21 protein-coding genes are annotated in these 26,903 nt (G+C 47.1%); all 21 read left to right on the forward strand.

Going from position 1 to position 26,903, the window contains the following annotated elements:
* Positions 1-154 precede the first annotated feature (154 nt).
* The 21 genes from B5066_RS09845 (at position 155) to B5066_RS09945 (ending at position 26,883) form a co-directional block, all read left to right on the forward strand.
* Positions 155-913, forward strand: a complete 759-nt coding sequence (locus B5066_RS09845; RefSeq protein WP_079475759.1) for an SDR family oxidoreductase — start codon at positions 155-157, stop codon at positions 911-913.
* 77 nt (positions 914-990) lie between these two features.
* The gene (locus B5066_RS09850; RefSeq protein WP_079475760.1) at positions 991-1,674 is read left to right on the forward strand and encodes a metal-dependent hydrolase; all 684 of its coding nucleotides are present in this window, start codon (positions 991-993) and stop codon (positions 1,672-1,674) included.
* A gap of 198 nt (positions 1,675-1,872) precedes the next feature.
* Positions 1,873-3,183 (forward strand): CBS domain-containing protein, encoded by a 1,311-nt coding sequence (locus B5066_RS09855; RefSeq protein ID WP_079475761.1) that lies wholly within the window; start codon positions 1,873-1,875, stop codon positions 3,181-3,183.
* A gap of 17 nt (positions 3,184-3,200) precedes the next feature.
* Positions 3,201-4,160, forward strand: a complete 960-nt coding sequence (locus tag B5066_RS09860) for a DHH family phosphoesterase (protein WP_079475762.1) — start codon at positions 3,201-3,203, stop codon at positions 4,158-4,160.
* Positions 4,161-4,200: 40 nt separating this feature from the next.
* A complete protein-coding gene (locus tag B5066_RS09865; protein ID WP_079475763.1) occupies positions 4,201-7,497 on the forward strand; it encodes a DNA polymerase III subunit alpha in 3,297 nt (1,098 codons plus the stop codon).
* 114 nt (positions 7,498-7,611) lie between these two features.
* The gene (gene ystJ, locus B5066_RS09870) at positions 7,612-8,847 is read left to right on the forward strand and encodes an NADP-dependent malic enzyme (protein WP_079475764.1); all 1,236 of its coding nucleotides are present in this window, start codon (positions 7,612-7,614) and stop codon (positions 8,845-8,847) included.
* Positions 8,848-9,112: 265 nt separating this feature from the next.
* Positions 9,113-9,958 (forward strand): acetyl-CoA carboxylase, carboxyltransferase subunit beta, encoded by an 846-nt coding sequence (gene accD, locus B5066_RS09875; RefSeq protein ID WP_079477008.1) that lies wholly within the window; start codon positions 9,113-9,115, stop codon positions 9,956-9,958.
* 15 nt (positions 9,959-9,973) lie between these two features.
* Positions 9,974-10,936, forward strand: a complete 963-nt coding sequence (locus B5066_RS09880) for an acetyl-CoA carboxylase carboxyltransferase subunit alpha (RefSeq protein WP_079475765.1) — start codon at positions 9,974-9,976, stop codon at positions 10,934-10,936.
* A gap of 208 nt (positions 10,937-11,144) precedes the next feature.
* Complete coding sequence (gene pfkA / locus B5066_RS09885; RefSeq protein ID WP_079475766.1) at positions 11,145-12,104, forward strand: 6-phosphofructokinase; 960 nt, start codon at positions 11,145-11,147, stop codon at positions 12,102-12,104.
* A gap of 84 nt (positions 12,105-12,188) precedes the next feature.
* Positions 12,189-13,943: a pyruvate kinase gene (gene pyk / locus B5066_RS09890; RefSeq protein ID WP_079475767.1), complete on the forward strand. Its 1,755-nt coding sequence runs from the start codon at positions 12,189-12,191 to the stop codon at positions 13,941-13,943.
* An 85-nt stretch (positions 13,944-14,028) separates the two neighbouring features.
* On the forward strand, positions 14,029-14,427 hold the full coding sequence (locus B5066_RS09895; RefSeq protein WP_079475768.1) for an FxsA family protein: 399 nt from the start codon (positions 14,029-14,031) through the stop codon (positions 14,425-14,427).
* Positions 14,428-14,545: 118 nt separating this feature from the next.
* The gene (locus B5066_RS09900) at positions 14,546-15,019 is read left to right on the forward strand and encodes a DUF441 domain-containing protein (protein WP_079475769.1); all 474 of its coding nucleotides are present in this window, start codon (positions 14,546-14,548) and stop codon (positions 15,017-15,019) included.
* 233 nt (positions 15,020-15,252) lie between these two features.
* Entirely contained in the window at positions 15,253-16,368 is a 1,116-nt protein-coding gene (citZ, locus tag B5066_RS09905) for a citrate synthase (RefSeq protein ID WP_079475770.1), read from the forward strand.
* A 114-nt stretch (positions 16,369-16,482) separates the two neighbouring features.
* Positions 16,483-17,751: an NADP-dependent isocitrate dehydrogenase gene (gene icd, locus B5066_RS09910; RefSeq protein WP_079475771.1), complete on the forward strand. Its 1,269-nt coding sequence runs from the start codon at positions 16,483-16,485 to the stop codon at positions 17,749-17,751.
* A 29-nt stretch (positions 17,752-17,780) separates the two neighbouring features.
* A complete protein-coding gene (mdh, locus tag B5066_RS09915; protein WP_022793106.1) occupies positions 17,781-18,725 on the forward strand; it encodes a malate dehydrogenase in 945 nt (314 codons plus the stop codon).
* A gap of 170 nt (positions 18,726-18,895) precedes the next feature.
* Positions 18,896-19,606: a response regulator transcription factor gene (locus tag B5066_RS09920; RefSeq protein ID WP_079475772.1), complete on the forward strand. Its 711-nt coding sequence runs from the start codon at positions 18,896-18,898 to the stop codon at positions 19,604-19,606.
* A complete protein-coding gene (gene pnpS, locus B5066_RS09925) occupies positions 19,603-21,384 on the forward strand; it encodes a two-component system histidine kinase PnpS (RefSeq protein WP_079475773.1) in 1,782 nt (593 codons plus the stop codon). The genes B5066_RS09920 and pnpS overlap by 4 nt, the downstream gene beginning before the upstream one ends.
* Positions 21,385-21,645: 261 nt before the next feature.
* Positions 21,646-24,270: a DNA polymerase I gene (polA, locus tag B5066_RS09930; protein WP_079475774.1), complete on the forward strand. Its 2,625-nt coding sequence runs from the start codon at positions 21,646-21,648 to the stop codon at positions 24,268-24,270.
* A gap of 12 nt (positions 24,271-24,282) precedes the next feature.
* On the forward strand, positions 24,283-25,146 hold the full coding sequence (gene mutM / locus B5066_RS09935; protein WP_079475775.1) for a DNA-formamidopyrimidine glycosylase: 864 nt from the start codon (positions 24,283-24,285) through the stop codon (positions 25,144-25,146).
* Positions 25,119-25,712 (forward strand): dephospho-CoA kinase, encoded by a 594-nt coding sequence (gene coaE / locus B5066_RS09940; protein ID WP_079475776.1) that lies wholly within the window; start codon positions 25,119-25,121, stop codon positions 25,710-25,712. Before mutM ends, coaE begins: the two co-directional genes overlap by 28 nt.
* A gap of 139 nt (positions 25,713-25,851) precedes the next feature.
* A complete protein-coding gene (locus B5066_RS09945) occupies positions 25,852-26,883 on the forward strand; it encodes a glyceraldehyde-3-phosphate dehydrogenase (RefSeq protein WP_079475777.1) in 1,032 nt (343 codons plus the stop codon).
* The last annotated feature ends 20 nt before the right edge of the window (positions 26,884-26,903 follow it).

Raw genomic sequence — 26,903 nt, forward strand, 5'->3', positions numbered from 1 at the left:
GATTTCTATTTCCTGTAGATAATTTTCCCTATTTTTTTAATTTAAAACGATAGTGTGTAGGTAAAAGGATGTGCCGGGAAAACAGAACAGAAAATGTTCAAATAATTTTCATTATTACATAACTAATGGATGACATAAAGGCGGGTGAATAACGATGAGGCACGCGTTAATTACAGCAGGCACGAAAGGCCTCGGCCGAAAAGTTTCTGAAGCTTTAAAAGAAAAAGGTTATACGTTGACCGTTACTTACCGGAAAAAAGACGAGGCTTACTATAAAATGAAAGAGCAGTGGGAAATGGAAAGCAGCCGCATCCAGTTCGTCCAGGGGGACATGGCCTCAAAGCAGGACGTAGAGCGGATGGTGGAAGAAGCTTATTCAGCCTTTGGCCGACTTGATATCGTCGTAAATAATGCTGGCCCTTACATATTTGAAAAAAAGCAGCTGGCAGATTATTCCGATGAAGAATGGCACCGGATGGTTGATGGCAACCTGAGTGCTGCCTTCCATTTGGCAAAAAAAGCGATACCGATTATGCGCCGGCAGCAGTTCGGCCGTTTTATTACTTATGGTTTTCAGAGTGCTCCTACAGCGCCGGGATGGCTTTATCGTTCAGCATATGCAGCGGCGAAAAGCGGCCTGGTGTCTTTGACAAAATCAATTTCTCTAGAAGAAGCATCCTACGGTATTACCGCAAACATGGTTTGTCCGGGCATAGTGACAGAAGAGTTTAAGGAAGCGGATATACATGCAGGCAGACAGGTGAGTGACCATTCTGTTCCTGTTGGAAGGCCAGCAACGGGCGGCGACATTGCAAGAACTATTTTATTTTTAACGGATGACGATGCGGATATGATTACAGGCTCTGTAATTGAAGTGACCGGCGGGATAGATGTGCTTCATAAACGCAGGTAAGTGGAAGGCAGTTTAAGTTAGGCTGGTAAAAGGTATAGTTCCCCGGAAACAGTTTTTGATTACGGAGGAGGATATACATGAAAGTATCTTATCATGGTCATTCAGTAGTAAAGATTGAGACAAACGGCAAAACAATCTTAATTGACCCATTTATTACAGATAACCCATTAACTGATTTAAATGCGGACGATGTGAAAGCAGATGCCATTTTGCTGACTCATGGTCATTTTGACCATGTCGGAGACACAGTGGATATCGCCAAGCGAAATAATGCGCTTGTAGTGGCACCGTTTGAACTGGCTCAGTATCTTGGCTGGCAGGGCGTAGAAACGCACCCAATGCATATTGGCGGCGGCTATACGTTTGATTTCGGCCACGTACAGTTAACTCAGGCATTTCACGGTTCCGGCTACTTCCTTGAAGAGGAACAAAAGATTATTTATACGGGTATGCCAAGTGGCATTATTTTCGAAGCGGAAGGAAAGAAAGTGTATCATATGGGCGATACCGGCTTGTTTTCTGACATTAAGCTTATCGCGGAAAGAAACAATATTGATCTTTTATTCGTCCCTATTGGTGATAACTTTACAATGGGTCCTAAGGATGCCAAAACGGCAGCGGAATGGGTGAATGCGGATTATACGGTTCCAATCCACTACAATACCATGCCGCCTATCAAACAGGATCCGCAGCAGTTTGTAGATTCCCTTTCTCCACTGAAAGGAAAAGCACTGGAAGCCGGCGGCTCGATTGAATTATAGAATTTAAAAAACCGTTCAGTCATTAAAACAGACTGAACGGTTTTTTTTAATACAATTGCCGGCAGGCAGTTGAAGGGAGGGTTTCTGAACCGTATAATGTAATAGTACAGATAATGAAACAGAAGTAATACAGTTAGAAATTTACGCAGACAGAGCGCTCCCGGTAAGTGCGTAAATAAAAAGGAAGGTACTGTGCCTATGGCAACCAAACATGAACAAATATTAAATTACATACTGGCCCTGGACGTAGGAGAAAAAATTTCCGTCCGTGGAATTGCAAAGAACCTGGAAGTAAGTGAAGGTACAGCGTACCGTGCAATTAAGGAAGCAGAAAACCAGGGAATTGTCAGTACGATTGAACGAGTCGGCACGATACGTATCGAAAAAAAGCAAAAAGAAAACTTCGAACGTCTAACCTATGCTGAAGTAGTTAACATTATTGACGGCCAGGTGCTTGGGGGCAGAAATGGGCTTCATAAAACCCTGAATCGCTTTGTGATTGGTGCCATGAAGCTTGAAGCGATGATGCGGTACGTGGAGCCCGGGAACCTCCTCATTGTCGGTAACCGGTACCAGGTGCATAAACTTGCCCTTGAAGCAGGAGCAGCTGTTTTAATTACCGGCGGATTTGATACGAATGAACATGTCATTTCTCTGGCGGATGAACTGGGCCTGCCGGTAATTACAACGACATATGACACGTTTACGGTAGCTACCATGATTAACCGGGCGATCTATGACCAGCTCATTAAAAAAGAAATTGTGGTAGTAAATGATATTTTAATTCCGCTACAGGATACGTATTTTATGACGGTGGATAATACAGTGGAAAAATGGCATGAAATGAACCAAAAAACCGGCCACAGTAGATATCCGGTGATCAGCGAAGACATGAAAGTTCAGGGAATGGTAGCTGCGAAGGACGTATTAGGCGCTTCGGTTCAGACTCCTATCGAAAAAGTGATGACAAAATCTCCAATTACGGTCAGTGAACGGACGTCTGTGGCTTCGGTAGCCCATACGATGGTATGGGAAGGTATCGAACTGCTTCCGGTAATGGACGATGCGAAAAAGCTGCTTGGAGTTATCAGCCGGCAGGACGTATTAAAAGCACTGCAGATGGTTCAGCGCCAGCCACACGTCGGGGAAACCATTGAAGATACGGTAACAAGCCGTTTCCGGGAAGCCCCTCCTGGATCGGGATTTATGTTTGAGTGCGATATTACGCCGCAGATGACCAATGCGCTCGGTACGGTGGCAAACGGGGTTATCATGTCTCTTGTTACGGAGACAGGCCAACGTCTGCTTAGAGACTACAAAAAAGGCGATATGGTGGTAGAGAATGTAACACTTTACTTTATCCGGCCGGTACAGATTGAAAGCAAAATTGAGTTGAACGGGAAAATACTTGAAGTGGGAAGAAAACACGGGAAAGTGGATGTAGAATTGTACTATGAAGGCGCGATCGTCGGCAAGGCGATGATGATGGTACAGCTACTCGACCGCTGATCGATGGGGGATAGACAATGCAAATATTTCAGGCAATCATACAGACGATAGAGCAGTACGATAAAATTATGATTTACCGGCACGAGCGTCCCGACCCGGATGCTCTCGGCTCCCAGGCGGGCCTGGCTGCGTGGATTAAAAAGCAGTTCCCTGACAAGCAGGTGGGCACTACCGGAGAAAATGAGCCTTCGCTTTCTTTTTTAACGACTATGGATGAACAATTGACTGAAGTGGATGCCGAAACGCTGGTGATTGTTTGCGATACTGCCAATATGGCAAGGATCGACGGCGAAGGCTGGGACCAGGGAGCAGCGGTTATTAAAATCGATCATCACCCGAACGAAGATCCGTACGGGGAACCGATGTGGGTGGATACAAAAAAAAGCTCCACGTGCGAAATGATTACAGAATTGATTCTATTTGCCCAAAAATCCTATGGATGGACAGTTCCGAATGAAACAGCCCGGCTGTGCTACGCCGGCCTTATTGGAGATACCGGCCGTTTTCAGTTTAGCAATACTACGCCAAACACGATGCGCATGGCAGCTGAGCTTCTTGCGTTCGATTTTGAACCGGGAGCAATTTATGCTGAAATGTATAAGAACCCTGAGAGCCTGGTGCGTCTACGCGGAGAGGTACTTCAAAGCTTTACCCTGACAGAGAATGGGGCGGCTTACATGTACCTAACTCAGGAAATGCTTCGTAAATACGGCATAACCATCAATGAATCCTCAGCAGTGATCAATTCGTTTGCAGACACAGAAGGGGTTGTTGCATGGGTGTTCTTTGTAGAAGAAGAACAGGGGTCGTACCGGGTGCGTTTTCGTTCGCGCGGACCGGTGATTAATCAGCTTGCTGTTAAATACCGCGGGGGCGGCCACACTATGGCAGCAGGAGCCAAAGCAGAAAACAGGCAGGAAACAGAAAATATTATACAGGAGCTCGAGGACATCTGCCGGAACTGGAAGCATAGATAAAACGCCCATCACCTAGCCGGCCACAGGGAGGATCAGGAGTATGTCACTGCACGTATATTCGGAATACAGCATGTTGCAAAGCACTATCAGGCTAGAGAATCTCGTCCGCAAAGCAAAAGAATACAGCTGGCCGGCAGCTGCGGTCACGGACCGGGACACGATGCACGGGGCAGTGGCTTTTTACCGTCTCTGCCGGCAGTACCAGGTGAAAAGCCTTCCAGGAATAGAGCTGTGGGTTCAGGGAGACGACGCAGAAGACCAGGAATTCCCGGTAATTGCACTGCCGCAAAACAACGGGGGATACAAGCAGCTCATGCAGTGGGCTGGGGACAAACAACAGGACAGGCAGGTCACATGGGAACAACTGGCGGATTCTGCCGGTTGTCTTTTTATCCTGCCGCTTGAACAGAGCGAACCCGGCACCTTCAGGAAAAGCAAAAATGACTTGTATGCATTTTTTGAAAAATGGAGCAGACGGTTTGCGCCTGGTGTTCTTTGGCTTGAAGCCCCGAAAATGGAAGAGGAGATGGAGTGGAGAGAGGCAGCGGAACGATTTGGCATCTCCATGGTGGCTTCTCCGTTGATTAATATGCAAAAATCTGAAGAGGCACGGGCCTATAAACTGCTGCAGGCAGTGAAGGACGGCAGGGTCTGGAAAGATACCGTAATTGACCGGAAGCCCTTTTCACTGGAAGTGTGGCAGGAGAAGGCGACTGAGATGTACGAAGCCGGCCATCTCAATAACTGGAGAAAAATAGCTGACAAATGTCACGTAGACCTTTCATTAGGTGAAACGCACATGCCGGTGTTTCCAACCCCCGGGGAGCAGCCAGCTTCTCTGTATTTAAAAAAGCTAGCGGAAAAGGGAATGCAGAAACGTTATAGTACTGTTTCAGAACATGCGCGGGAGCGGCTGAAGCATGAACTTAGCGTTATTATTGATGCCGGGTTTGCAGATTATTTTTTAATTGTGCAGGATTTTGTTGCGTTTGCTAAAAAACAGGGGATGTATGTAGGGCCTGGGAGAGGCTCGGCCGCAGGGTCGCTTGTGTCCTACCTTATCGGCATTACGGATGTGGATCCTTTGCAGTACGGCCTTCTGTTTGAGCGGTTTCTGAATCCGGAACGGGCTGCGCTTCCGGATATAGATATTGATTTTCCGGACCATCGGCGTGAAGAGGTACTGCAGTATTTGCGGACAAAATACGGGGAAACATGCGTAGCGCAGATTGTTACATTCAATACGTTCGGAGCTCGTGCTGCGATACGGGACGCAGGCAGGGTGCTTGAAATTCCACAGGGACTCATTAACCGGACAGCAGGCATGTTTTCAGGGACCGATTCTATAGCCGGAAAAACAGCCAGTGATAAAAAACTGCAGCAGTGGCAGCAGACTGAACCGAAGGTGGAGTCACTGCTCCGGGCTGCTTCCTATTTAGAAGGCCTGCCGCGCCAAACGTCCATTCACGCGGCTGGTATTGTATTAAGCAGTGGCCGGCTTGACTCCTACACTCCTTTAATGGATAGAAATGGTGTGCTCTTACTGACCCAGTACCCGATGGAAGACCTTGAAGCGCTGGGGCTGGTGAAAATTGACCTGCTGGGGCTCCGGAATTTAACGCTGCTTGAATATATGACCGAAGCAGTCCAAAAAGAAAAAAATGATTTTCAATTAAGGCACATTCCAATGAATGATAAAAAAACTTACCAACTGCTGAGCGAAGGGAAAACCAACGGCATCTTCCAGCTTGAATCAGCAGGGATGAAGTCTGCTCTGCAGCAGATCCGGCCCGACCGCTTTGAAGACATTGCTGCAGTGAGCGCACTTTACCGGCCGGGACCAATGGCTCAGATTCCTTTGTATGCAGAACGTAAGCATGGAATAAAAGAAATGCCTGCTCTTCCTGAGCATATTGAAGATATTGCTGGATCCACATATGGCATCATCGTTTATCAGGAGCAGATTATGCAGATTGCTGTAAAAGTGGCAGGGTACTCAATGGGGGAGGCGGATTCCTTCCGGCGGGCTATCAGTAAAAAAGACGCTCGTGAAATGAAAAAAGAAAAAAAGCGTTTTCTTGAAAAAGCAGGGGCTTCCGGCGTGCTGACAGCGGAAGCAGAAACAATTTTCAGCTGGATTGAACAATTTGCCAATTATGGTTTTAATAAGAGCCATGCGGTGGCCTATAGTGTAATTTCCTATCAGCTGGCTTATATCAAAGCTCACCACCCGGCCGTGTTTTTTTCATCGTTGATGTCAGGCCATGTGCGAAGTGAAGAAAAATTTCTGGAATACCAGCGGGAAGCAAAGGAAATTGGTATTGAGCTGCTCCCCCCTTCAATCAATCAAAGTGGTTATGGTTTTCGTATTGAGGAGGGGAATCTTCGTTTTGGCTTGAATATTGTTAAACAGGTAGGAAAAAGTAATATCCAGATGATTTTGAAGGAACGAAACAGCAGCGGGCGTTTTGAATACTGGCTTGATTTTCTTCACCGGGTAGATACTAGAGCGATTGGGCGGCAGGGATTTGTATATCTGATCCAGGCCGGCGTGTTTGATGAATTTGAAGTGGAACGGTCTACGCTGCTCGCTTCACTTGATCGTTCACTGCGGATAATTGAAGGGGAACAGGAATTTCAGGAATTTGGCACAGAACTGGCTCCTCGGATGCGCTGGATCGAGGCCGCCCCCCTTTCCTGGGAAGAGAAGCTCGAAATGGAAAAGGAGGCCTCCGGTTATTACTTAAGCGGCCATCCACTGGAGGCGTATAAGGAACTTTTTGCTGCCTTCGAGTTATGGGAGCTTGGAAGCTCTCTTCCCGTGGATAATCAGCTGCGCTGGGCTGGTGGGTTTGTGAGAACGGTGAAGACCGTGCGCACCAAAAATGGACAATCCATGTGCTTCCTGACGATAGACGACGGGACTGGAGAGCTTGAAGTGGTAGTTTTTCCGAATGTTTACCGGAATGTAAAATCACTGCTTGCAGAAAAATCAATTCTTTTGGTTCAGGGACGGACAGACAAGCAGTCCCGGGGGGACAAGATGATTGCGGAGAGCTGCCTCTCTCTGCCGGATATCGAAAAACAGGCAGAACACACGCTGTATGTTAAATTGCCGGAAGAGGAACAGGGACAAGTGCTGCGCCGGGTCAAACAAGTACTTCGGCAATCGCCTGGAGCGGTGACGGTCCTCGTCTATGACGGGCAACAGGGACGTGCTTTCCAGCTTGAAAACAGCTTAAAAACGGACGCCGGGGACACGTGCATGCGAGGACTTGAAAAGGTTGTTTCAAAAGAATCCATTATATTAAAATCAAATAAAGATGCCGCTGACTGATTATTCTGTTATAATAGGTAACGTTTATAATTAAATTGAACGAAACACTGAATGTGCTTCTGTAAGCACAGGGTTATCATTAAAATATAAAAAATGCTGAAGGAGAGTGGCACTATGCCTACCACCCGCGAAGAAGCACTACATATCCACAAACAGAATCAAGGGAAACTCGAAACCGTATCGAAAGTACCGGTGAAAAATGGAAGAGATTTAAGCCTGGCATATTCTCCGGGAGTAGCTGAGCCCTGCAAAGAAATTTTTGATGATAAACAAAAAGTATTCGAATATACAATGAAGGGCAATATGGTGGCAGTCGTTTCTGACGGCTCAGCCGTGCTTGGGCTGGGCAATATCGGCCCGGAAGCGTCTCTTCCGGTGATGGAAGGAAAAGCGGTTCTTTTTAAATCATTTGCCGGCGTGGATGCTTTTCCTATCTGTCTTGAAACAAATGATGTAGATAAAATTGTAGAGACGGTAAAGTTAATGCAGCCAACATTTGGCGGTGTCAACCTGGAAGATATTGCAGCCCCTAACTGCTTCGTTATTGAAGAGCGCCTAAAAAAAGAAACAAATATTCCTGTATTTCATGACGATCAGCACGGCACAGCGATCGTTACCGTAGCCGGCTTGATCAATGCTTTGAAGCTCAATAAAAAGCATTTGTCTGAGATACGGGTAGTTATTAACGGGGCAGGATCAGCGGGAATTGCCATTATTAAGCTTCTGCGCCGTTTCGGGGTGAAGGATGTCATTTTATGCGATTCTAAAGGCGCTATTTATGAAGGCCGTCCGGAAGGCATGAACGACATGAAAGCAGAAGTCGCAAAAGTAACGAACAATGAGAATGTTTCCGGCGGACTAAAAGAGGTCGTTCAGAACACAGACGTGTTTATAGGCGTTTCCGTAGCGGGAGTACTTTCAAAAGAAATGGTAGAGTCCATGAATGATGACCCGATCATTTTTGCGATGGCCAACCCGGACCCCGAGATCACACCGGATGATGCTAAAGACGCTGGGGCAAAAGTGATCGGTACCGGCCGTTCCGATTTTCCAAACCAGGTAAACAATGTGCTGGCCTTCCCGGGTATTTTTCGCGGAGCTCTCGATGTGAATGCCACTCACATTAACGAGGATATGAAAAAAGCAGCTGTATACGCTATTGCAGAGCTGATTACGGTAGATGAACTGAACGAAGACTATGTAATTCCAAACCCGTTTGATCCAAGAGTCGCTCCGGAAGTAGCTGCGGCGGTGGCAAAAACAGCCATGGAAACAGGCGTGGCGAGGAAAAACGCCGATCCGGAGAAAATCAAAGAGAAAACCAGGGCTCTTTCCGATATTGAAGAATAATAAAGGCCTATAGACCTAACCATTGAAGATGTCTGGCTTTTCCTATGTATTAGAGCTTGTCTGTGATAAACTATGTGGGAGACTAATAGCAGGAGCGATCGCTGACAAAACGGTCGCTCCTGATGTACGTCTGCAAATAAAACAACAGCGCTGCGTTATGTACACCAGCTGAACGGTGAAATACATTCCGGGACGCTGCAGTCTGCTTGCGTTTCTATTATTTGCGGAGCAGCCAAGCATTAAATATGAAGAAGGTGTCTTTATGATGATCAAAGATTTATTCAGTAAAAGGCGAAAATATGCTTCAATGCCGGCTGAACGGGAACAGCCGAAAACTATGAACGAGGGCGTTATGACAAAATGTCCCAAATGCAAAACAATTGTTTATACAAAAGAATTAGTAAAACATGCCAATGTCTGTATGCATTGTGGTCATCATATGCCGATGACTCCTTCCGAACGGATTGATTTGATCCTTGATGAGGATTCCTTTCACGAGCTGAACCCTCATATGGTCTCGGCAGACCCTCTGGAGTTTCCGGAATACAAGGAAAAGCTTGAAAAGGACCAGAAAAAAACCGGCCATAAGGAAGCTGTCGTCACAGGAGAAGGAACGATCGGCGGCACCCCGGTGGTCCTGGGCGTGATGGATCCGGCATTTCGGATGGGCAGTATGGGCTCGGTAGTTGGAGAAAAAATCACCCGGGCAATCGAGCGGGCCCTTGACCTCCATGCCCCGTTCATTCTGTTTTCTGCTTCGGGCGGAGCCCGGATGCAGGAAGGGATTCTCAGCCTCATGCAGATGGCTAAAACCAGCGCAGCACTGAAAAAAATGGATGAAGCAGGGCTTTTGTTTGTCTCAGTTATGACCCATCCCACCACGGGGGGCGTTTCTGCAAGCTTCGCCTCTCTTGGGGACTATAATTTTGCCGAACCTGAAGCATTGATCGGCTTTGCCGGCAGAAGAATAATTGAACAGACGATCCGCCAAGAGCTTCCCGAAGATTTTCAGACAGCAGAATTTTTGCTTAAACACGGCCAGCTTGACAAGGTGCTGCACAGGCAGGATATGAAAAACACTTTGTCTGCGATCGTGCAGATGCATACGTGAAGGGAGTCAGTGCCAATGGAAAATCATCTTCCTTTTGAAAAACCAATCATGGAGCTCCGAAATAAAATCGATGAATTAAAAAGCTTTACAGATGAGAAGGATATCGATTTAAGCGGAGAAATAGAGAAATTGGAACAGCGGCTAGAGCAGCTCGAAGCCGAAGTATATAACAATTTAAAGCCGTGGCAGCGTGTGCAGATCGCAAGGCACCCGGAGCGCCCCACCACTCTCGATTATATCGACAGTTTGTTTGAGCAATTCATCGAATTGCATGGCGATCGTCTGTTTGGAGATGACGAAGCGATTGTTGGGGGCATCGCTTTTTTTGAAGGAAGCCCGGTGACTGTCATCGGCCATCAGCGCGGACGAGATACGAAGGAAAACGTCCGCCGGAATTTCGGAATGCCGCATCCGGAAGGGTACCGCAAAGCGCTTCGGCTTATGAAGCAGGCGGAAAAATTTAACCGTCCGGTGATCTGTTTTGTCGATACGAAGGGCGCTTATCCTGGAAAAGCGGCGGAAGAGCGCGGCCAGAGTGAAGCCATTGCCCGGAATTTGATGGAAATGGCTGGCCTGAAAGTGCCGGTAATTAGTGTTGTTATCGGAGAAGGCGGCAGCGGAGGCGGGCTTGCGCTTGGAGTGGCGAACCATGTACATATGTTCGAAAATTCATGGTACTCGACCATCTCCCCTGAAGGTGCTTCCTCTATTTTATGGAAGGATGCTTCATATGCCCGGGAAGCTGCAGAAGCTATGCGTATTACGGCTGGAGACTTACAAGAATTTGGTGTGGTTGATGAGATTGTGAAAGAACCCCGGGGAGGGGCGCATCATGATCCAAAAGAACAAACGGCTATTTTACGGAAGACGCTTCAACAGTCTTTAAAGGACCTGCTTGTATTAACGCCGAATGAATTAATAGAATCAAGGTATGAAAAATTTAAGCAAATGGGCACGTTTGAAGAAAGTGATTTTTAGGAAAGCGCCGGGTGGCGCTTTTTTTGTGAAATAGAACCGCTCCTGCTGTTCAGCTGCAATTGAAAAGAGGTGCGGGCAACTGTGCGAGATGGCAATTTTGACTTGGTTTTTTAATAATAGCAGCTTTCGAAAATATAATTACTTTTGTGTCATCGGGTCTATAACGGGTATAATGATAAACAGGAATGCAAAGGGAAGGAGTTATGGAATGAAACGGATTGGAGTGTTAACGAGCGGAGGAGATTCGCCCGGAATGAATGCAGCCATACGTGCTGTTGTTCGGAAGGCGATCTACCATGATCTTGAAGTTTATGGCGTGCAGTACGGCTATGCCGGGCTGATCGAAGGTGACATTGAAAAAATGGAGCTTGGCGACGTAGGTGATATTATTCACCGCGGTGGAACAAAACTATATACTGCCCGCTGCGAGGAATTCCGCACGCCGGAGGGACGACAGAAGGCGGTAGATCAGCTGAACGCAAGAGGCATTGAAGCTTTGGTCGTTATAGGCGGTGACGGCTCGTTCCGTGGAGCGGAAAAATTAACTGAGCTTGGCTACCCAACGATTGGAATACCAGGGACCATCGACAACGATATTCCGGGCACAGACTATACAATTGGTTTTGATACAGCCTTGAACACAGTTATTGATGCGATTGATAAAATCCGGGATACCGCCACTTCACATGAACGTACATACGTTATTGAAGTAATGGGCAGAGACGCCGGCGATCTCGCTCTCTGGTCCGGCCTGGCCGACGGTGCCGAGACGATTTTAATCCCAGAGGAAGAGTATGATATGGAGCAGGTAGTCAGCCGTCTACGTCGCGGACATGCGAGGGGTAAGAAGCACAGTATCATCATTATCGCCGAAGGCGTAGGAAGCGGCACAGAGTTTGGCCAGAAGATCCAGGAAACAACGAATCTCGAAACAAGGGTAACCGTTCTTGGCCACATTCAGCGTGGAGGGTCACCGACCGGTTTTGACCGGGTACTTGCAAGTCGTCTCGGCGCAAGAGCTGTTGAACTTCTTTTGAATGGAAAAGAAGGAAGAATGGTCGGTATCGAGAAAAATGAGATCGTTGATAAATCGATTCCAGAAGTGCTTAAGCAGAAGCATCAGGTGGACTCTGGCATGTACAAACTATCCCAGGAGCTGTCGATTTAATTCCGGGGCAAAGGCTTTACCGCGGATGAAAAGTTTCTATGATACAATAAACTAGGATTTCAGAGAGAGAACAGGAGGAAGATCATGCGAAAAACAAAGATTGTATGCACGATAGGACCGGCAAGTGAAGCGCCGGAAACGCTGGAAAAATTAATTAAAAACGGGATGAATGTAGCGAGGCTTAATTTTTCCCATGGGGATTTTGATGAGCATCAAGCCCGGATTGACAGTATTCGCGAAGTTTCTGCCCGGCTGAAGAAAAATGTGGCAATACTGCTTGACACAAAGGGGCCGGAAGTACGTACTCATACGATGGAAGGCGGCGCCATCCAGCTTGAAAAGGGACAGCCGTTGATCATCAGTACGGAAGAAGTCGTCGGCACAACAGAAAAAATCTCCGTTACTCACGGTGGTTTAACCGAAGATATGGAAGTCGGCAAAAAAATTCTTCTCGATGACGGACTGATTGAGCTTGAAGTAACCGGTATCGAAGACAAAGAAGTTCATACGAAAGTGCTGAATAACGGCGAACTGAAAAACAAAAAAGGCGTTAACCTCCCGAACGTGAAGGTCAATCTGCCAGGCATAACAGAAAAAGATGCGGATGACATCGAATTCGGAATTAGAAATAACGTCGACTTTATTGCCGCTTCATTTGTACGCCGGGCTTCTGATGTTTTGGAAATTCGCGAGCTCCTGGAAAAACACGGAGCAGAAGATACGTTCATCGTGCCGAAAATTGAGAACCAGGAAGGCATCGACAACGTCGAGGAAATTCTTGAAGTGTCCGACGGGTTGATGGTGGCGCGCGGAGACATGGGCGTTGAAATTCCGCCTGAGGAAGTGCCGCTTGTACAAAAGCGCCTGATTAAACGCTGCAACTTCCTCGCCAAGCCGGTAATTACAGCTACGCAGATGCTTGATTCGATGCAGCATAACCCACGCCCGACGAGGGCGGAAGCAAGTGACGTGGCAAATGCCATTTTTGATGGTACAGACGCTATCATGCTTTCCGGGGAAACAGCAGCGGGAGATTATCCGGTGGAATCAGTAGAAACCATGAGCAATATTGCGCTGAGAGCAGAGTCTTCGCTGCAGTACCGCAATACACTGGACGAAAAAACAAAAGAAAGCAAGCCTTCAATTACCAACTCCATTGGGCAGTCCGTAGCCTACACCGCCCATTCGCTGAATGCTTCGGCGATTCTTACCGCTACCGAAAGCGGGTATACCGCACGTATTGTTTCGAAATATCGTCCGGAGTCGCCGATTATTGCGGTTACAAGCAATGAACGCGTCTACCGCCGGCTTGCGCTAATCTGGGGCGTCCAGGGACTGTTGGGCACGAAATCCAGTACCACCGATGAAATGCTTGATGTAACTGTAAGCAAGGCTCTATCAGAAGAACTCGTCAGCCGCGGAGATCTTGTTGTTATTTCTGCCGGGGTGCCTGTAGGAGAAACGGGAACAACCAACCTGATGAAAGTTCACGTAATCGGTGAAACAGTCGCCAAAGGACAGGGCATTGGCCGTTACACCGCAGCGGGAAGAGTAGTCGTTGCCGGAAGCGCAGAAGAAGCAAACGCCAAAATGACAGAAGGCTCCGTGCTTGTCACCCAGGCAACAGACAAAGACATGATGCCAGCCGTTGAAAAAGCGTTGGCAGTTGTCACAGAAGAAGGAGGATTAACCTCCCACGCCGCGGTGGTAGGCTTGAACCTGGGTATTCCTGTAGTAGTTGGTGTAGAAGAAGCCAGAAGCTTATTTGAAGACGGCGAAGAAATTACTGTCGACGCTTCAAGAGGCGACATTTACCGCGGGCACGCCAGTGTGCTGTAAGCGGTTCTGATTATTCTTTTTGGTCTTGCGGCGCCTGAGTTACGCCGGGGGCTGGATAAAAACTTAAACGAAGGGGGGCGGGCAGATGGCTAAATGGTTTTTATTACTGCTGATTATTATACCGGCTGCAGAAGTAGGGGTGCTAATATTAGCCGGCAATACGATTGGTATATGGCCGACAATTGCACTCATTATTGCAACCGGCCTGCTTGGGGCCTGGCTGGCGAAACGGGAAGGCCTGCAGGTGTTCCGTACGCTGCAGCTGCAGACACAACGGGGAGAAATGCCTGGAGATATTGTGCTCGATGGTGTATGTATTCTTGTCGGCGGTACGCTATTGCTCACCCCAGGCTTTATCACAGACGCTCTTGGCTTCAGCCTGTTGATCCCGTGGTCGAGAAGAGGAATGAAAGCTGTGTTAAAGAGATGGTTTAAAAAAATGGTAGATAACGGGAATATAAGAGTAATGGGGCGCAGGTGGTAATCCTGACGCCCCGCCCGCCCGATTGAAACTTCTGAAAACTTTCCGGGCGCACATGACATGAAATTGTCAAATGTGGTAGGATTATTAGGAGCGTTTAATTTGGAAGGATGACCATGCATTGTTATCGCAAGCCTCAGTTTTTTTACTTATACTGCTTGCGGTGGGAATTTTCGCAAAAAACCAGTCGCTAATTGTAGCCGTTGCTGCTTTAATTGTTATTAAATGGACAGGGCTGGGCGATAAAATATTTCCGTTTATGCAGGCAAAAGGCATTGAAATTGCTGTTACTATTTTGACGTTTGCGGTTCTGGTTCCTATTGCTACCGGGGATATTGGCTTTCGCCAGCTCGGCGAAGCAGTTCGTTCCTATTATGCATGGATTGCGCTTGCTTCAGGCATTCTGGTGGCTCTTATCGCCAAGGGGGGTGTAGAGCTGCTTCAGAGCGACCCGCATATTACCACTGCACTAGTGCTTGGAACTATATTAGCAGTAGCTCTGTTTAACGGTATAGCCGTCGGCCCTCTAATCGGGGCTGGCATCGCATATATTGCGATGAGAGCCGTAGAGTGGTTTTCCTCTCTCGGTGGATAACGGCTGAATAACAGCCGGGGTGTTTCTCCGGCTGCCTAAACAGGGAAATAGTCATTATTGTGTACACAATTGAATGCGCTACACCTCCAAAAAGTAGCAGTACAATGGGTTTTTATGACAAAAACAGACCAACCGTTCTGTTTTGAAACGTATGTTTTATTAAAAGGAAAATGTAAGCATTTTCTTCTTCGGTACATACGTTATACTTTTTGAATTAAAGGAGAGATTGTGTAATGAGTTCAACTCGTGGTTTAGAAGGCGTTGTAGCTACAACTTCCAGTGTCAGCTCCATTGTTGATGATGTGTTAAAGTATCAGGGATATCATATTGATGACCTGACAGAGCATGCATCTTTTGAAGAAGTCATTTACCTGCTTTGGTACGGAGAGCTTCCAAACAAAGAAGAATATAACAACTTCCGCCAGTCGCTCATGGATAATATGAGCGTTCCGGATGAGGTCTTTGATTATATGAAACAGTATTCAGTTGATAAAGTGCGTCCTATGGCTGCCCTTCGTACTGCAGTGTCCCAGTTAAGCTTATATGACAGTGAAGCTGACGACATGAGCGAAGAAGCAAACCAGCGCAAAGCTGTGCGTCTGCAGTCACAAATTCTATCCCTCGTCACAGGCTTTGCAAGAATTCGAAAAGGTAAAGATCCAATCAAACCCGATCCTGCACTGAGCTTTTCGGCAAACTTTATGTATATGCTAAACGGAGAAGAGCCAGATGAAACGTCCATCAAAGCATTTAACAAAGCGATGATCCTGCATGCCGACCATGAGCTGAATGCTTCAACCTTTACCGCCCGTGTATGTGTGGCTACCCTTTCGGACATGTACTCTGGAGTCACAGCTGCTATCGGGGCATTAAAAGGCCCGCTTCACGGTGGCGCCAACGAGCGTGTGATGGAAATGCTTACAGAAATCGGCACTCCTGAAAATGTAGACAGCCATGTGCAGAAACTTCTTGATAACAAAGAAAAGATTATGGGCTTTGGCCACCGGGTATATAAAACCGGTGATCCGCGTGCCAAGCATCTGCGCGAAATGTCCCGCCAGCTGACAGAAGTGACCGGAGAATCGAAATGGTATGACATGTCGATGAAGGTTGAAGAAAAAATTGAAAATGAAAAAGGATTGCTGCCAAACGTGGACTTCTTCTCGGCGTCTGTATATCACAGTCTCGGCATCGACCATGACTTGTTCACGCCAATTTTTGCTGTCAGCCGCACGTCCGGATGGATTGCCCATATTCTTGAGCAGTATGAAAACAATCGTTTAATCCGTCCGCGCGCCGAATACGTTGGCCCGGAAAACAAAAAGTATGTTTCTCTTGAAGAGCGGTAAGAAAGACTTTAAAAAGCAGCACTTCGCTTGTCTTGCTTTCAGCTTCAGCAGCCCCGGGCACGGTCCAGTGCCCGGGAAAAGTAAAGGTTTATTATATTAAAGGAGGATTTATTCATGTCTAATGGAGAAAAAATTCAAACTAGTAATGGTAACTTAACGGTGCCAAACGAACCGATTATTCCGTATATCGAAGGGGACGGCATCGGCCCGGACATCTGGGCAGCAGCGGAGAAAGTATTGGATGCAGCTGTAGAAAAAGCCTATAACGGAGAAAAGAAAATTCATTGGAAAGAAATCCTTGTAGGACAGAAAGCTTATGACAAAACAGGCGAATGGCTTCCGGAAGAATCCCTGGATGCTATCCGTGAATACTTAATCGCTATTAAAGGCCCACTCACTACTCCTATCGGTGGAGGCATCCGTTCCCTGAACGTGGCGCTGCGCCAAAAGCTTGACCTGTTTACGTGCCTGCGCCCGGTTCAGCACTTTACAGGAGTGCCTTCTCCAGTGAAGCGCCCGGAAGACGTCAACATGGTGATTTTCCGTGAAAATACAGAAGATATCTATGCCGGCATTGAATTCCAGGAAGGCACGGATGAAGTGAAAAAAGTAATCGACTTCCTGCAAAACGAAATGGGATCCGAAAACATCCGTTTCCCTGAAACATCCGGAATCGGCGTAAAACCTGTTTCCAAAGAAGGTACTGAGCGTCTCGTGCGTGCGTCAATTCAATACGCTCTTGATGAAGGCCGTGAAAGTGTAACCCTCGTACACAAAGGAAATATCATGAAGTTTACCGAAGGCTCCTTCAAAAACTGGGGTTACGACCTTGCGGAGCGTGAATTCGGGGATAAAGTCTTCACATGGCGCGAATACGATGAAATCGTAGAAAAAGAAGGCAAAGAAGCAGGAAATGCTGCCCAGGATAAAGCGGTAAGTGAAGGCAAAATCATTGTAAAAGATGCTATCGCAGACATCTTCCTGCAACAGATTCTGACACGTCCGAAAGAGTTTGATGTAGTAGCCACGATGAACTTGAACGGGGACTATGTTTCCGACGCCCTTGCTGCACAGGTTGGCGGTATTGGTATTGCGCCGGGCGCCAACATCAACTATGAGACAGGGCACGCTATTTTCGAAGCTACACACGGCACAGCGCCAAAATACGCCGGCCTGGACAAAGTAAATCCATCTTCTGTGATCCTGTCCGGTGAACTGCTCCTTCGTCACCTTGGCTGGAATGAAGCTGCCGAGCTTGTGCTTCAATCCATGGACAAAACCATCGGAAGCAAAGTCGTTACTTATGACTTCGCACGCCTGATGGACGGAGCAAAAGAAGTGAAGTGCTCTGAGTTCGGTGACGCTCTAATCAGCAATATGTAATCCAATCAATTGATAGGAGATGAGCATGCATGGCTATTACGCGCAGAAAAGTATCAGTTATAGGAGGCGGCTTTACAGGCGCTACTACGGCTCTTATGGTTGCCCAGAAAGAGCTCGGGGATGTAGTGCTTGTAGATGTCCCGGACAATGAAGGACCGACAAAAGGAAAAGCACTCGATATGCTCGAGTCGACTCCGGTAAATGGGTCGGATGTTAATGTGACCGGCACCTCGGATTACGCTGATACAGCTGGGTCGGACATTGTCGTGATTACAGCAGGTATTGCAAGAAAGCCGGGAATGAGCCGGGATGATCTGATTAATACAAATGCAAAAATCATGAAATCTGTCACAAAAGAAATTGTGAAACATTCACCGGAATGCATTATTGTCGTGCTCACGAATCCGGCAGATGCAATGACTTATGCGGTGTATAAAGAATCCGGCTTCCCTAAAAACCGTGTTATCGGACAGTCCGGGGTGCTCGATACGGCACGTTTCCGCACATTTGTTGCCCAGGAGACCGGTATTTCTGTGGAAGACATCCAGGGATTCGTTCTTGGAGGCCACGGAGATGACATGGTACCGCTGATCCGTTATTCGAACGCTGGCGGAGTGCCGCTGACTAAGCTCATATCCCAGGAACGTATTGACGCCATTATTGAACGCACACGCAAGGGCGGAGGAGAAATTGTGCAGCTTCTTGGTAATGGAAGTGCGTACTATGCCCCTGCTGCTGCTCTTACAGAAATGGTCGAAGCTATTTTAAAGGACAAAAAGCGCGTGCTCCCATCTATTGCTTATCTTGAAGGCGAATATGGATATAATGATCTTTACCTCGGAGTCCCGACCATTCTTGGCGGTAACGGGCTGGAAAAAATTATCGAGCTCGAGCTGACAGAGGAAGAACAAAATCAATTGAATACTTCTGCTGATTCTGTTCGTGATGTCATGAAGGCCTTACCGAACGATTAAAGAAGTACTGCGGGCTGCCTGTATCGTACAGGCAGTCTTTTTTTGCTTGCAGACGAAAAGCGATAAACATTGAGCTGTACTGTTCGCTTATAGTATGATGAATGTGACAGATGCAGCAGCTCGGGAAAATAATCAGGGCCAAGGGGGGCGCTGAGAGGCGGAGGGTTCATATGGCAACAAGGTTGTTGGTAGTGGACGATGAAGAATCTATCGTAACGCTGTTAAAATACAATCTCGAACAGTCGGGATACACGGTGGATACCGCTTATGACGGCGTGGAAGCAATCCGGAAAGCACAGCAGGTAAAGTACGATTTAATTGTGCTGGATCTGATGATTCCAGAGATCGACGGCCTCGAGGTGTGCCGGAAAATCCGGACAGAAAAAATACAGGTTCCAATATTGATGCTTACTGCAAAAGACGAAGAATTTGATAAAGTGCTCGGTCTTGAACTTGGAGCCGATGATTATATGACAAAGCCGTTCAGCCCGCGCGAGCTGGTCGCCCGTGTTAAAGCCATCATGCGTAGAGTGGACTATTCCGGGCAGGAAACGGAAATGGAAAAAATAGAAAGTAAAACCATCGGTCACTTAACAGTATATCCGGAAAATTATGAAGCATACGTGCAGGAAGAAGCACTTGAACTGACTCCGAAAGAATTTGAACTGCTCGTCTACTTAATTAATCATAAAGGCCGGGTGCTTACGCGTGACCAGCTATTGAATGCAGTATGGAATTACGAATTTGTCGGAGACACGAGAATTGTCGATGTACATATTAGTCATCTACGTGAAAAAATTGAACCGAATACGAAAAAACCGGTATACATCAAAACAGTCCGTGGTCTTGGCTATAAATTTGAGGAGCCCGCGCCTGCATGAAGCGATTCCGCACCCGCTTGATTGTAGCCTTGATGGCGATTATTTTAATCGTTTTGACCGTCGTGGGGCTTGTGATAGGGCAAATTGTCCGTTCCCTTTATGTGGAGGAGCTCGAGAATAGTCTGGAAAGAGAGGCCAACCTTTCTGCCTCTATTGCTGAAGAGCGGGAGGAAGGAAACTGGGAAGCACTGGCCCAGAATATAAGCAGTCAGCTGGATGTCCGTGTGACGATTTTGAATGAAACCGGAGAGGTTATTGGAGAAACAGAAGCTGAATCAGAGGAACTCGACAATCATTTCGGACGTCCGGAAATAGAGGAGGCCCGTGAAAGTGGTAAAGGAAGTAACATCCGATACAGTAATACGCTGGAAGCAGAGCTTTTATATTACGCGGTGCCTTTTTCGTATGAAAACTATACGTATTATATGAGACTTGCGATACCTGTCGAACGGATTAACGCGATTAACTGGCTGATTTGGGGAACGTTGATTGGCTGCTTTGGTGTAGCGCTCTTAATCATTTTATACATTACAACCAAAGTGACAAATCAATTGACCAAACCGATCACCCAGGCTACAAAAACGGCCAATGAACTGGCTAAAGGCAATTTCAGTGCCCGTGCTTATGGAAGCGCCCAGGATGAGGTTGGCCAGCTGACCCGCTCTATTAACGTGCTCGCATTTAACCTTGAAAGCGTGACAAAGGAAAACCAGGAGCAGCAGGAACGGCTTGAGACCCTGATTAATACGATGGAGAGCGGGCTGGTTTTTATAAACAGCCGCGGCGAAATTACACTGATGAATGCCTATTGCTCCCGCGTTTTTGAAGAGGATACAAGTGAATGGCTCAATTTATTGTATTATGAAGCGATGGATGAAAAAGAGATCATTAAGCTCATCCAGAAGATATTTTTAACTGAAAGCCGGACGAGCGCCACCGTCCAGATGCTGCATGAGCTTGAAGTGCGTTTTTTCCATGTATACGGGGCCCCAGTACTTGGAGAAAATGAAGAGCTGCGGGGTATCGTACTCGTTTTGCATGATATTACAGAGTTGAAAAAGCTTGAGGAAGTGCGAAAAGATTTTGTGGCTAACGTTTCGCATGAATTAAAAACACCGGTGACATCAGTAAAAGGCTTTACCGAAACGCTCCTTGACGGGGCCATGCATGATGAAGCGTTAAGCAGGCAATTCCTGGAAATTATGTGGAAAGAAAGCGACCGGCTTCAGGATTTAATCAGTGATCTGTTGGAACTTTCAAGAATTGAACAGGATTACTTTGAATTAAACCGGAGCCGTTTTGACATGAGCAGCACAATAACAGAAGCCCTGCGGCTTCTTGAATCTAAAGCGATCGATAAGCACTTGCTACTCACTTCCCGTATTGACACTGGAATTTATATGGACGGGGACGAAGCCCGGATAAAACAGATTATTATTAACCTGGTAAACAATGCGATTATTTATACTAAAGAAGGCGGCGAAGTGCAGGTCCGGCTGTTTGAAGAAGCGGAAGAGGCAGTGCTTGAAGTGGAGGACAATGGCATTGGCATTAGTCCCGAACAACTGCCGCGTATTTTTGAAAGGTTCTACCGCGTTGATAAAGCCAGAAGCCGCGGCTCTGGAGGCACTGGACTCGGGCTGGCTATTGTTAAACACTTGACGGATGCCCATGGCGGGCGTATCGAAGTGCACAGCAGAAAAAACGAAGGGACGACATTTACACTGCGCTTTCCGAAGTCACGGAATATGGAAGAGGAAGAATTTACAAATTCTTAATCTCTAATCCATAAGTCATTTACATTTATGTTATAACATAGTGGTCGAACGGGTTTTCATCCGCTGCTTGTTTCTGCAGCGGGCTGCATCCCCTCTGGAACGAAAGCACCCCTTGGCTTTCGTTCTTTTTTTGTGCTTTTTCAAGTGGACGTTCTGACGCTGCACGCGGTGTATGATAAAATATAACGATGAACATGAAAGTACATTAGGTGCTATACATAAGAAGCCGGTTTGGCTTTTTGAAATAAGGAGGACAATAATTTGAGTAAACTAGTGTTATTGGATGGAAACAGTATTGCTTATCGGGCATTTTTTGCCCTGCCTCTTTTAAATAACGATAAAGGCGTTTATACCAATGCCATTTACGGCTTTACAACCATGCTTTTGAAAATTTTAGAGGATGAGGACCCAAGCCATGTGCTTGTCGCATTTGACGCCGGGAAAACAACTTTTCGCCATGATACTTACAGTGAGTATAAATCCGGCCGGGAAAAAACGCCCTCTGAGTTATCCGAACAGCTGCCAGTTATTCGTGAGGTACTGGACGTTTTTAAAGTTCCTTACATCGAGAAGGAAAACTACGAAGCGGATGATATTATCGGTACGCTTTCGAAGCAGGCCGAAGAGGAAAACTGGGACGTGCGCATTTATACCGGGGACCGGGACCTGTTGCAGCTAGTCAGCCCCCGTGTTCACGTTTCCTTTATCAAAAAAGGAATAACGAATACGGAATTATACGACCCGGATGCCATTCGGGAGCGGTACGGCCTTGATCCTCTTCAAATCACTGATATGAAAGGCCTTATGGGAGACAGCTCGGACAATATTCCAGGCGTCCCGGGGATCGGGGAAAAGACCGCATTAAAGCTGTTAAAGGAATACGGCTCTGTGGACAAAGTACTGGAATCCATTGATGAAATTTCCGGGAAAAAGATGAAGGAGCGACTCGAAGAGAATAGAGAGCAGGCGAAAATGAGCAAGGAACTCGCTATTATATACCGAAATACCCCCCTCGATCTCGAGCTTTCGAAATTAAAGCATGAAGACTACGATGTAAAAGAAGTAACGGATCTTTTCCGTGAGCTGGAATTTCAAACGCTGTTAAATAAATTTGACGATGTGGATGAAGCGCAGCAGATCTTCGATGAACTGGCGTATAAGCATGTTACAGACGTCCAGGAGGACATGCTTGTGTCTCCGTCGGCTTTGGTTGTGGAAGTGCCGGAAGAAAATTACCATCACGGGAGCATATGGGGGATAGCAGTTATCAACGAAACCGGACGGTATTTTATTTCCACGGAGAATGCACTGCAGAGCGAAGCATTTCAGGCATGGGCTAAAGACGAATCGAGGGAAAAATATACATTTGATACAAAACGTGCCGTGGTTGCTCTTGGGTGGAATGACCTGGAGCTTCGGGGGATTACCCATGACACATTGATTGCTTCGTATTTAATTGATCCCTCCGTATCGTCTCATCATGTGTCTGATATAGCGAAACGCCGGAATCTGCAGGTAGTGGATACCGACGAAGCTGTGTACGGCAAAGGGGCAAAGCGCACCAAGCCGGAGGAGAAAGCACTGGCAGAGCACCTGATCCGTAAAGGTGAAGCGGTCTACCGGCTTCAGGGGAAAATCGAGGAGGATCTAAAGCAAAACGAGCAGCTCGAACTGTTTAAAGAACTGGAAATGCCGCTGTCGCTCGTGCTCGGACAAATGGAAACCCAGGGGATCTGCGTGGACCGTTCCCAGCTTGAGACTATCGGTGATGAACTGGACGGCCGTCTTGCCGAGCTTGAAAAAGAAATTTATAAACAGGCTGGTCGTGAATTTAACATTAATTCACCGAAACAGCTTGGGCCGATTTTATTTGAAGAGCTTGAGCTCCCTGCTGTTAAAAAAACAAAAACTGGCTACTCCACGTCGGCAGATGTACTCGAAAAGCTCCGGGATCAGCATGAAATTATTCCAAACCTGCTGTTGTACCGCCAGATTTCGAAGCTGAGATCTACGTATATCGAAGGACTTTTAAAAGTAATTCACCCATCCACCGGCAAAATCCATACAATGTTTAACCAGGCAATTACCCAGACAGGCCGGCTGAGTTCGACAGAGCCGAATCTGCAAAACATTCCGATCCGCCTTGAAGAAGGCCGGCGTATCCGGAAAGCTTTTATTCCTTCTGAATCCGGGTGGTCCATCCTCTCGGCAGATTATTCGCAGATCGAACTCCGGGTGCTCGCTCATATCGCGGACGATGAAGGACTCAAAGAAGCCTTTCAAAACAACATGGATATTCATACAAAAACGGCGATGGATGTTTTCGGCGTCGGGCAGGACGAAGTGACATCAAACATGCGCAGAAGTGCGAAAGCCGTGAACTTCGGGATTGTTTACGGGATCTCGGACTATGGGCTTTCACAGAGTCTTGGCATCACGAGAAACGAAGCGAAAGAATTCATTGAAAGCTATTTAAAAAGCTATCCTAATGTGCAGAACTACATGAATGATATTAAAGATGAGGCCAGGCGCGACGGGTTTGTTACGACGCTTCTGCACCGCCGCAGGTACCTCCCCGACATGAACAGCCGCAATTTTAACCAGCGCAGCTTTGCTGAAAGAACGGCCATGAATACTCCTATTCAGGGGACGGCTGCTGATATTATAAAAAAGGCAATGGTGGATGTAAGTAAAGCCCTTGAAGAAAAAGGCTTAGCCAGCCGCCTGCTGCTTCAAGTGCATGACGAATTGATTTTTGAAGTGCCACAGAACGAAGTGGAAACCATGCAGGAGCTTGTGCCGGAGCTGATGGAACAGACAATTGAGCTGTCGGTCCCTTTAAAGGCAGACGTGGCCCAGGGGCCGACATGGTACGATGCGAAATAAGGAGAGGAAAGAATGCCCGAATTACCGGAAGTTGAAACGGTCCGCCGGAATTTAGAACAGACGGCCGTTGGAAAAACCGTAGAAAACGTAAAAGTATACTGGCCAAACATTATTAAGCGGCCCGATGACCATGAAGCCTTTTCAATGATGCTTGGGGGCAAAACGATTGATCGGGTGCACCGTAAAGGGAAATTTTTAGTTATTTATCTCGAAGATCTGGCAGTTGTCTCCCACTTGCGCATGGAAGGCCGATATGAATGGAGTGACGGCGGGGAGCCGGATAAGCACACGCATGTGCGTTTTCATTTCACCGACGGCACGGAGCTCCGCTATCGTGACGTACGTAAGTTTGGCACCATGCATGTATTTGACCGCGGCGAGGAATGGGGCGAAAAACCGCTAAATCAGTTGGGGGCGGAGCCCTACCTTGATCCGTTTTTTACAGCTGAGTATTTGAGCACCCGTTTTCAGAAAACATCACGCAGCATCAAAGCAGTACTGCTCGATCAATCGATTATTGCGGGCCTTGGGAACATTTACGTGGATGAAGCACTGTTCCGGTCGGGCATTTTGCCTGACGCTCCGGCCGCAAATCTTAGTGAGCCAGTCATAGAGGTGCTTCGAAAGCAAATAACAGAAGTGATAGAAGAAGCAGTCAAACAGGGAGGGAGCACAGTGCGTTCCTATGTGAACGGGGACGGGCAGGCTGGTGCGTTCCAATTAAACCTGTATGTATATGGAAGAAAAGGAGAGCCGTGCAAAGTGTGCGGGCATGAAATCGAACGGGCCGTAGTAGCGGGCAGAGGTACTCATTACTGTCCAGTATGCCAGACGAAGGAGGGGAAGAAATGGTTATCGGCCTTACAGGCGGAATAGCAAGCGGTAAATCACTGGTGGCAGACACTCTTCGGGAGCAGGGGCTTCCCGTGATTGATGCGGATGTAATTTCACGGGAAGTGGTGGAACCAGGAGAGCCTGCCCTTGAACAGATTATTGAGCATTTCGGTCCGGAAATCCTTCAGCTTGACGGGACGCTCGACAGAAAAAAGCTAGGCTCGGTCATTTTTAATGACACGGAGAAACGTCAGGTGCTCAACCAAATCATCCACCCTGCTGTCAGGCAGCGTATGATGACCAAACGGGATAATCTTGTGCGTGAAGGGAACGAGCATGTGGTGCTTGATATTCCGCTTCTGCTTGAAAACAATTTAAATTTTCTGGTCGACCGTGTGATCGTCGTTTACGTAAATGAATCGATACAGAAGCAGCGGCTTATCGACCGCGATGGCCGGGGCGAAGAGGATGCAGCTGCAAGAATCAAATCGCAGATGCCCCTTGAAGAAAAAAGACATCTGGCAGATGCAGTAGTTGATAACTCGGGCACAGAAAAAGAAACAAAAAACCAGGTGAACGAACTGCTCCGTCAGTGGAGAATAATATAAAAAAGTATGCATAACCACTTTCCTTAAAAGAAAGTGGTTATTTTTTAAAAATAGGTTGCAAGAATACGCTATCAATATGTTATACTATTTTTAGATTTTACTCATAAAAGTATAACATATTTCCAGAGGAGGATATTAAATGAAAACAAGCATAGCGATCAACGGTTTCGGACGAATTGGGCGTATGGTTTTTCGAAAGGCAATGATGGACCCGGAAGTTGAAGTGAAAGCCATCAATGCTATGTATCCTCCTGAAACACTGGCTCACCTGGTGAAATATGATAGTGTGCATGGCCCGTTTCCGCTTGAGGTGAAATATGAAGGAGACGAAATGGTAGTGGGCGGTAGAAGGGTCCGGCTGCTTCAAAACCGAAATCCGCTTGAACTTCCGTGGGAAGAACTTGGCGTAGATATTGTGGTCGAAGCGACAGGCAAATTCAACCGCGGCCCGGACGCTGAAATGCATATAGAAGCTGGGGCGAAAAAAGTAGTATTAACCGCTCCGGGAAAAGAAGTCGATACCACTATCGTGATGGGCGTAAACGAAGAAGATTACGATGCGGAAAACCACCACGTGATATCGAATGCTTCCTGCACGACAAACTGCCTTGCGCCGGTAGTAAAGGTGCTTGAAGATAAAATCGGAATTGAAAGCGGTTTAATAACGACCGTGCACGCATACACAAATGATCAAAATAACATGGACAACCCCCATAAAGACCTGCGACGGGCAAGAGCCTGCGGACAGTCGATCATCCCGACGTCTACCGGGGCAGCTAAGGCGCTCTCCGAGGTGATTCCTTCCATGGAAGGGAAAATGAACGGTATGGCGCTTCGTGTACCGACACCAAACGTGTCGCTTGTGGATATGGTAATTGACATGAAGCGTCCGGTGACGGAAGAAGAAATTAACCAAACGCTTAAGACGGCATCAGAACAAGAGCTTAAAGGAATCATTTCCTACTGTGAGGATCCGCTCGTTTCAACGGATTTTAATGGAAATGAACATTCATCGATCATCGACGCGCTCTCCACAATGGTAATCAACGATCGCCAGGTTAAGGTGCTTGCCTGGTACGATAATGAGTGGGGCTACTCCTGCCGGGTCGTAGATTTGGTAAAGATGGTTGGTGAACCAGCTGTAGGCTATTCTTCTGTTGCTTCGTTTTAAAGATCGTCAATATGGGAAAG

This window comes from Marinococcus halophilus (genome assembly GCF_900166605.1).
Classification (GTDB): Bacteria; Bacillota; Bacilli; order Bacillales; family Marinococcaceae; genus Marinococcus; species Marinococcus halophilus.

Coding starts and splice junctions, on each gene's coding strand:
- pnpS (WP_079475773.1), top strand. CDS start 19,603: ATGAAGCGATTCCGCACCCGCTTGATTGTAGCCTTGATGGCGATTATT.
- B5066_RS09850 (WP_079475760.1), top strand. CDS start 991: ATGAAAGTATCTTATCATGGTCATTCAGTAGTAAAGATTGAGACAAAC.
- B5066_RS09855 (WP_079475761.1), top strand. CDS start 1,873: ATGGCAACCAAACATGAACAAATATTAAATTACATACTGGCCCTGGAC.
- B5066_RS09865 (WP_079475763.1), top strand. CDS start 4,201: ATGTCACTGCACGTATATTCGGAATACAGCATGTTGCAAAGCACTATC.
- icd (WP_079475771.1), top strand. CDS start 16,483: ATGTCTAATGGAGAAAAAATTCAAACTAGTAATGGTAACTTAACGGTG.
- B5066_RS09880 (WP_079475765.1), top strand. CDS start 9,974: ATGGAAAATCATCTTCCTTTTGAAAAACCAATCATGGAGCTCCGAAAT.
- B5066_RS09895 (WP_079475768.1), top strand. CDS start 14,029: ATGGCTAAATGGTTTTTATTACTGCTGATTATTATACCGGCTGCAGAA.
- mdh (WP_022793106.1), top strand. CDS start 17,781: ATGGCTATTACGCGCAGAAAAGTATCAGTTATAGGAGGCGGCTTTACA.
- ystJ (WP_079475764.1), top strand. CDS start 7,612: ATGCCTACCACCCGCGAAGAAGCACTACATATCCACAAACAGAATCAA.
- pyk (WP_079475767.1), top strand. CDS start 12,189: ATGCGAAAAACAAAGATTGTATGCACGATAGGACCGGCAAGTGAAGCG.
- citZ (WP_079475770.1), top strand. CDS start 15,253: ATGAGTTCAACTCGTGGTTTAGAAGGCGTTGTAGCTACAACTTCCAGT.
- pfkA (WP_079475766.1), top strand. CDS start 11,145: ATGAAACGGATTGGAGTGTTAACGAGCGGAGGAGATTCGCCCGGAATG.
- B5066_RS09845 (WP_079475759.1), top strand. CDS start 155: ATGAGGCACGCGTTAATTACAGCAGGCACGAAAGGCCTCGGCCGAAAA.
- coaE (WP_079475776.1), top strand. CDS start 25,119: ATGGTTATCGGCCTTACAGGCGGAATAGCAAGCGGTAAATCACTGGTG.
- B5066_RS09860 (WP_079475762.1), top strand. CDS start 3,201: ATGCAAATATTTCAGGCAATCATACAGACGATAGAGCAGTACGATAAA.
- B5066_RS09945 (WP_079475777.1), top strand. CDS start 25,852: ATGAAAACAAGCATAGCGATCAACGGTTTCGGACGAATTGGGCGTATG.
- accD (WP_079477008.1), top strand. CDS start 9,113: ATGATCAAAGATTTATTCAGTAAAAGGCGAAAATATGCTTCAATGCCG.
- mutM (WP_079475775.1), top strand. CDS start 24,283: ATGCCCGAATTACCGGAAGTTGAAACGGTCCGCCGGAATTTAGAACAG.
- B5066_RS09920 (WP_079475772.1), top strand. CDS start 18,896: ATGGCAACAAGGTTGTTGGTAGTGGACGATGAAGAATCTATCGTAACG.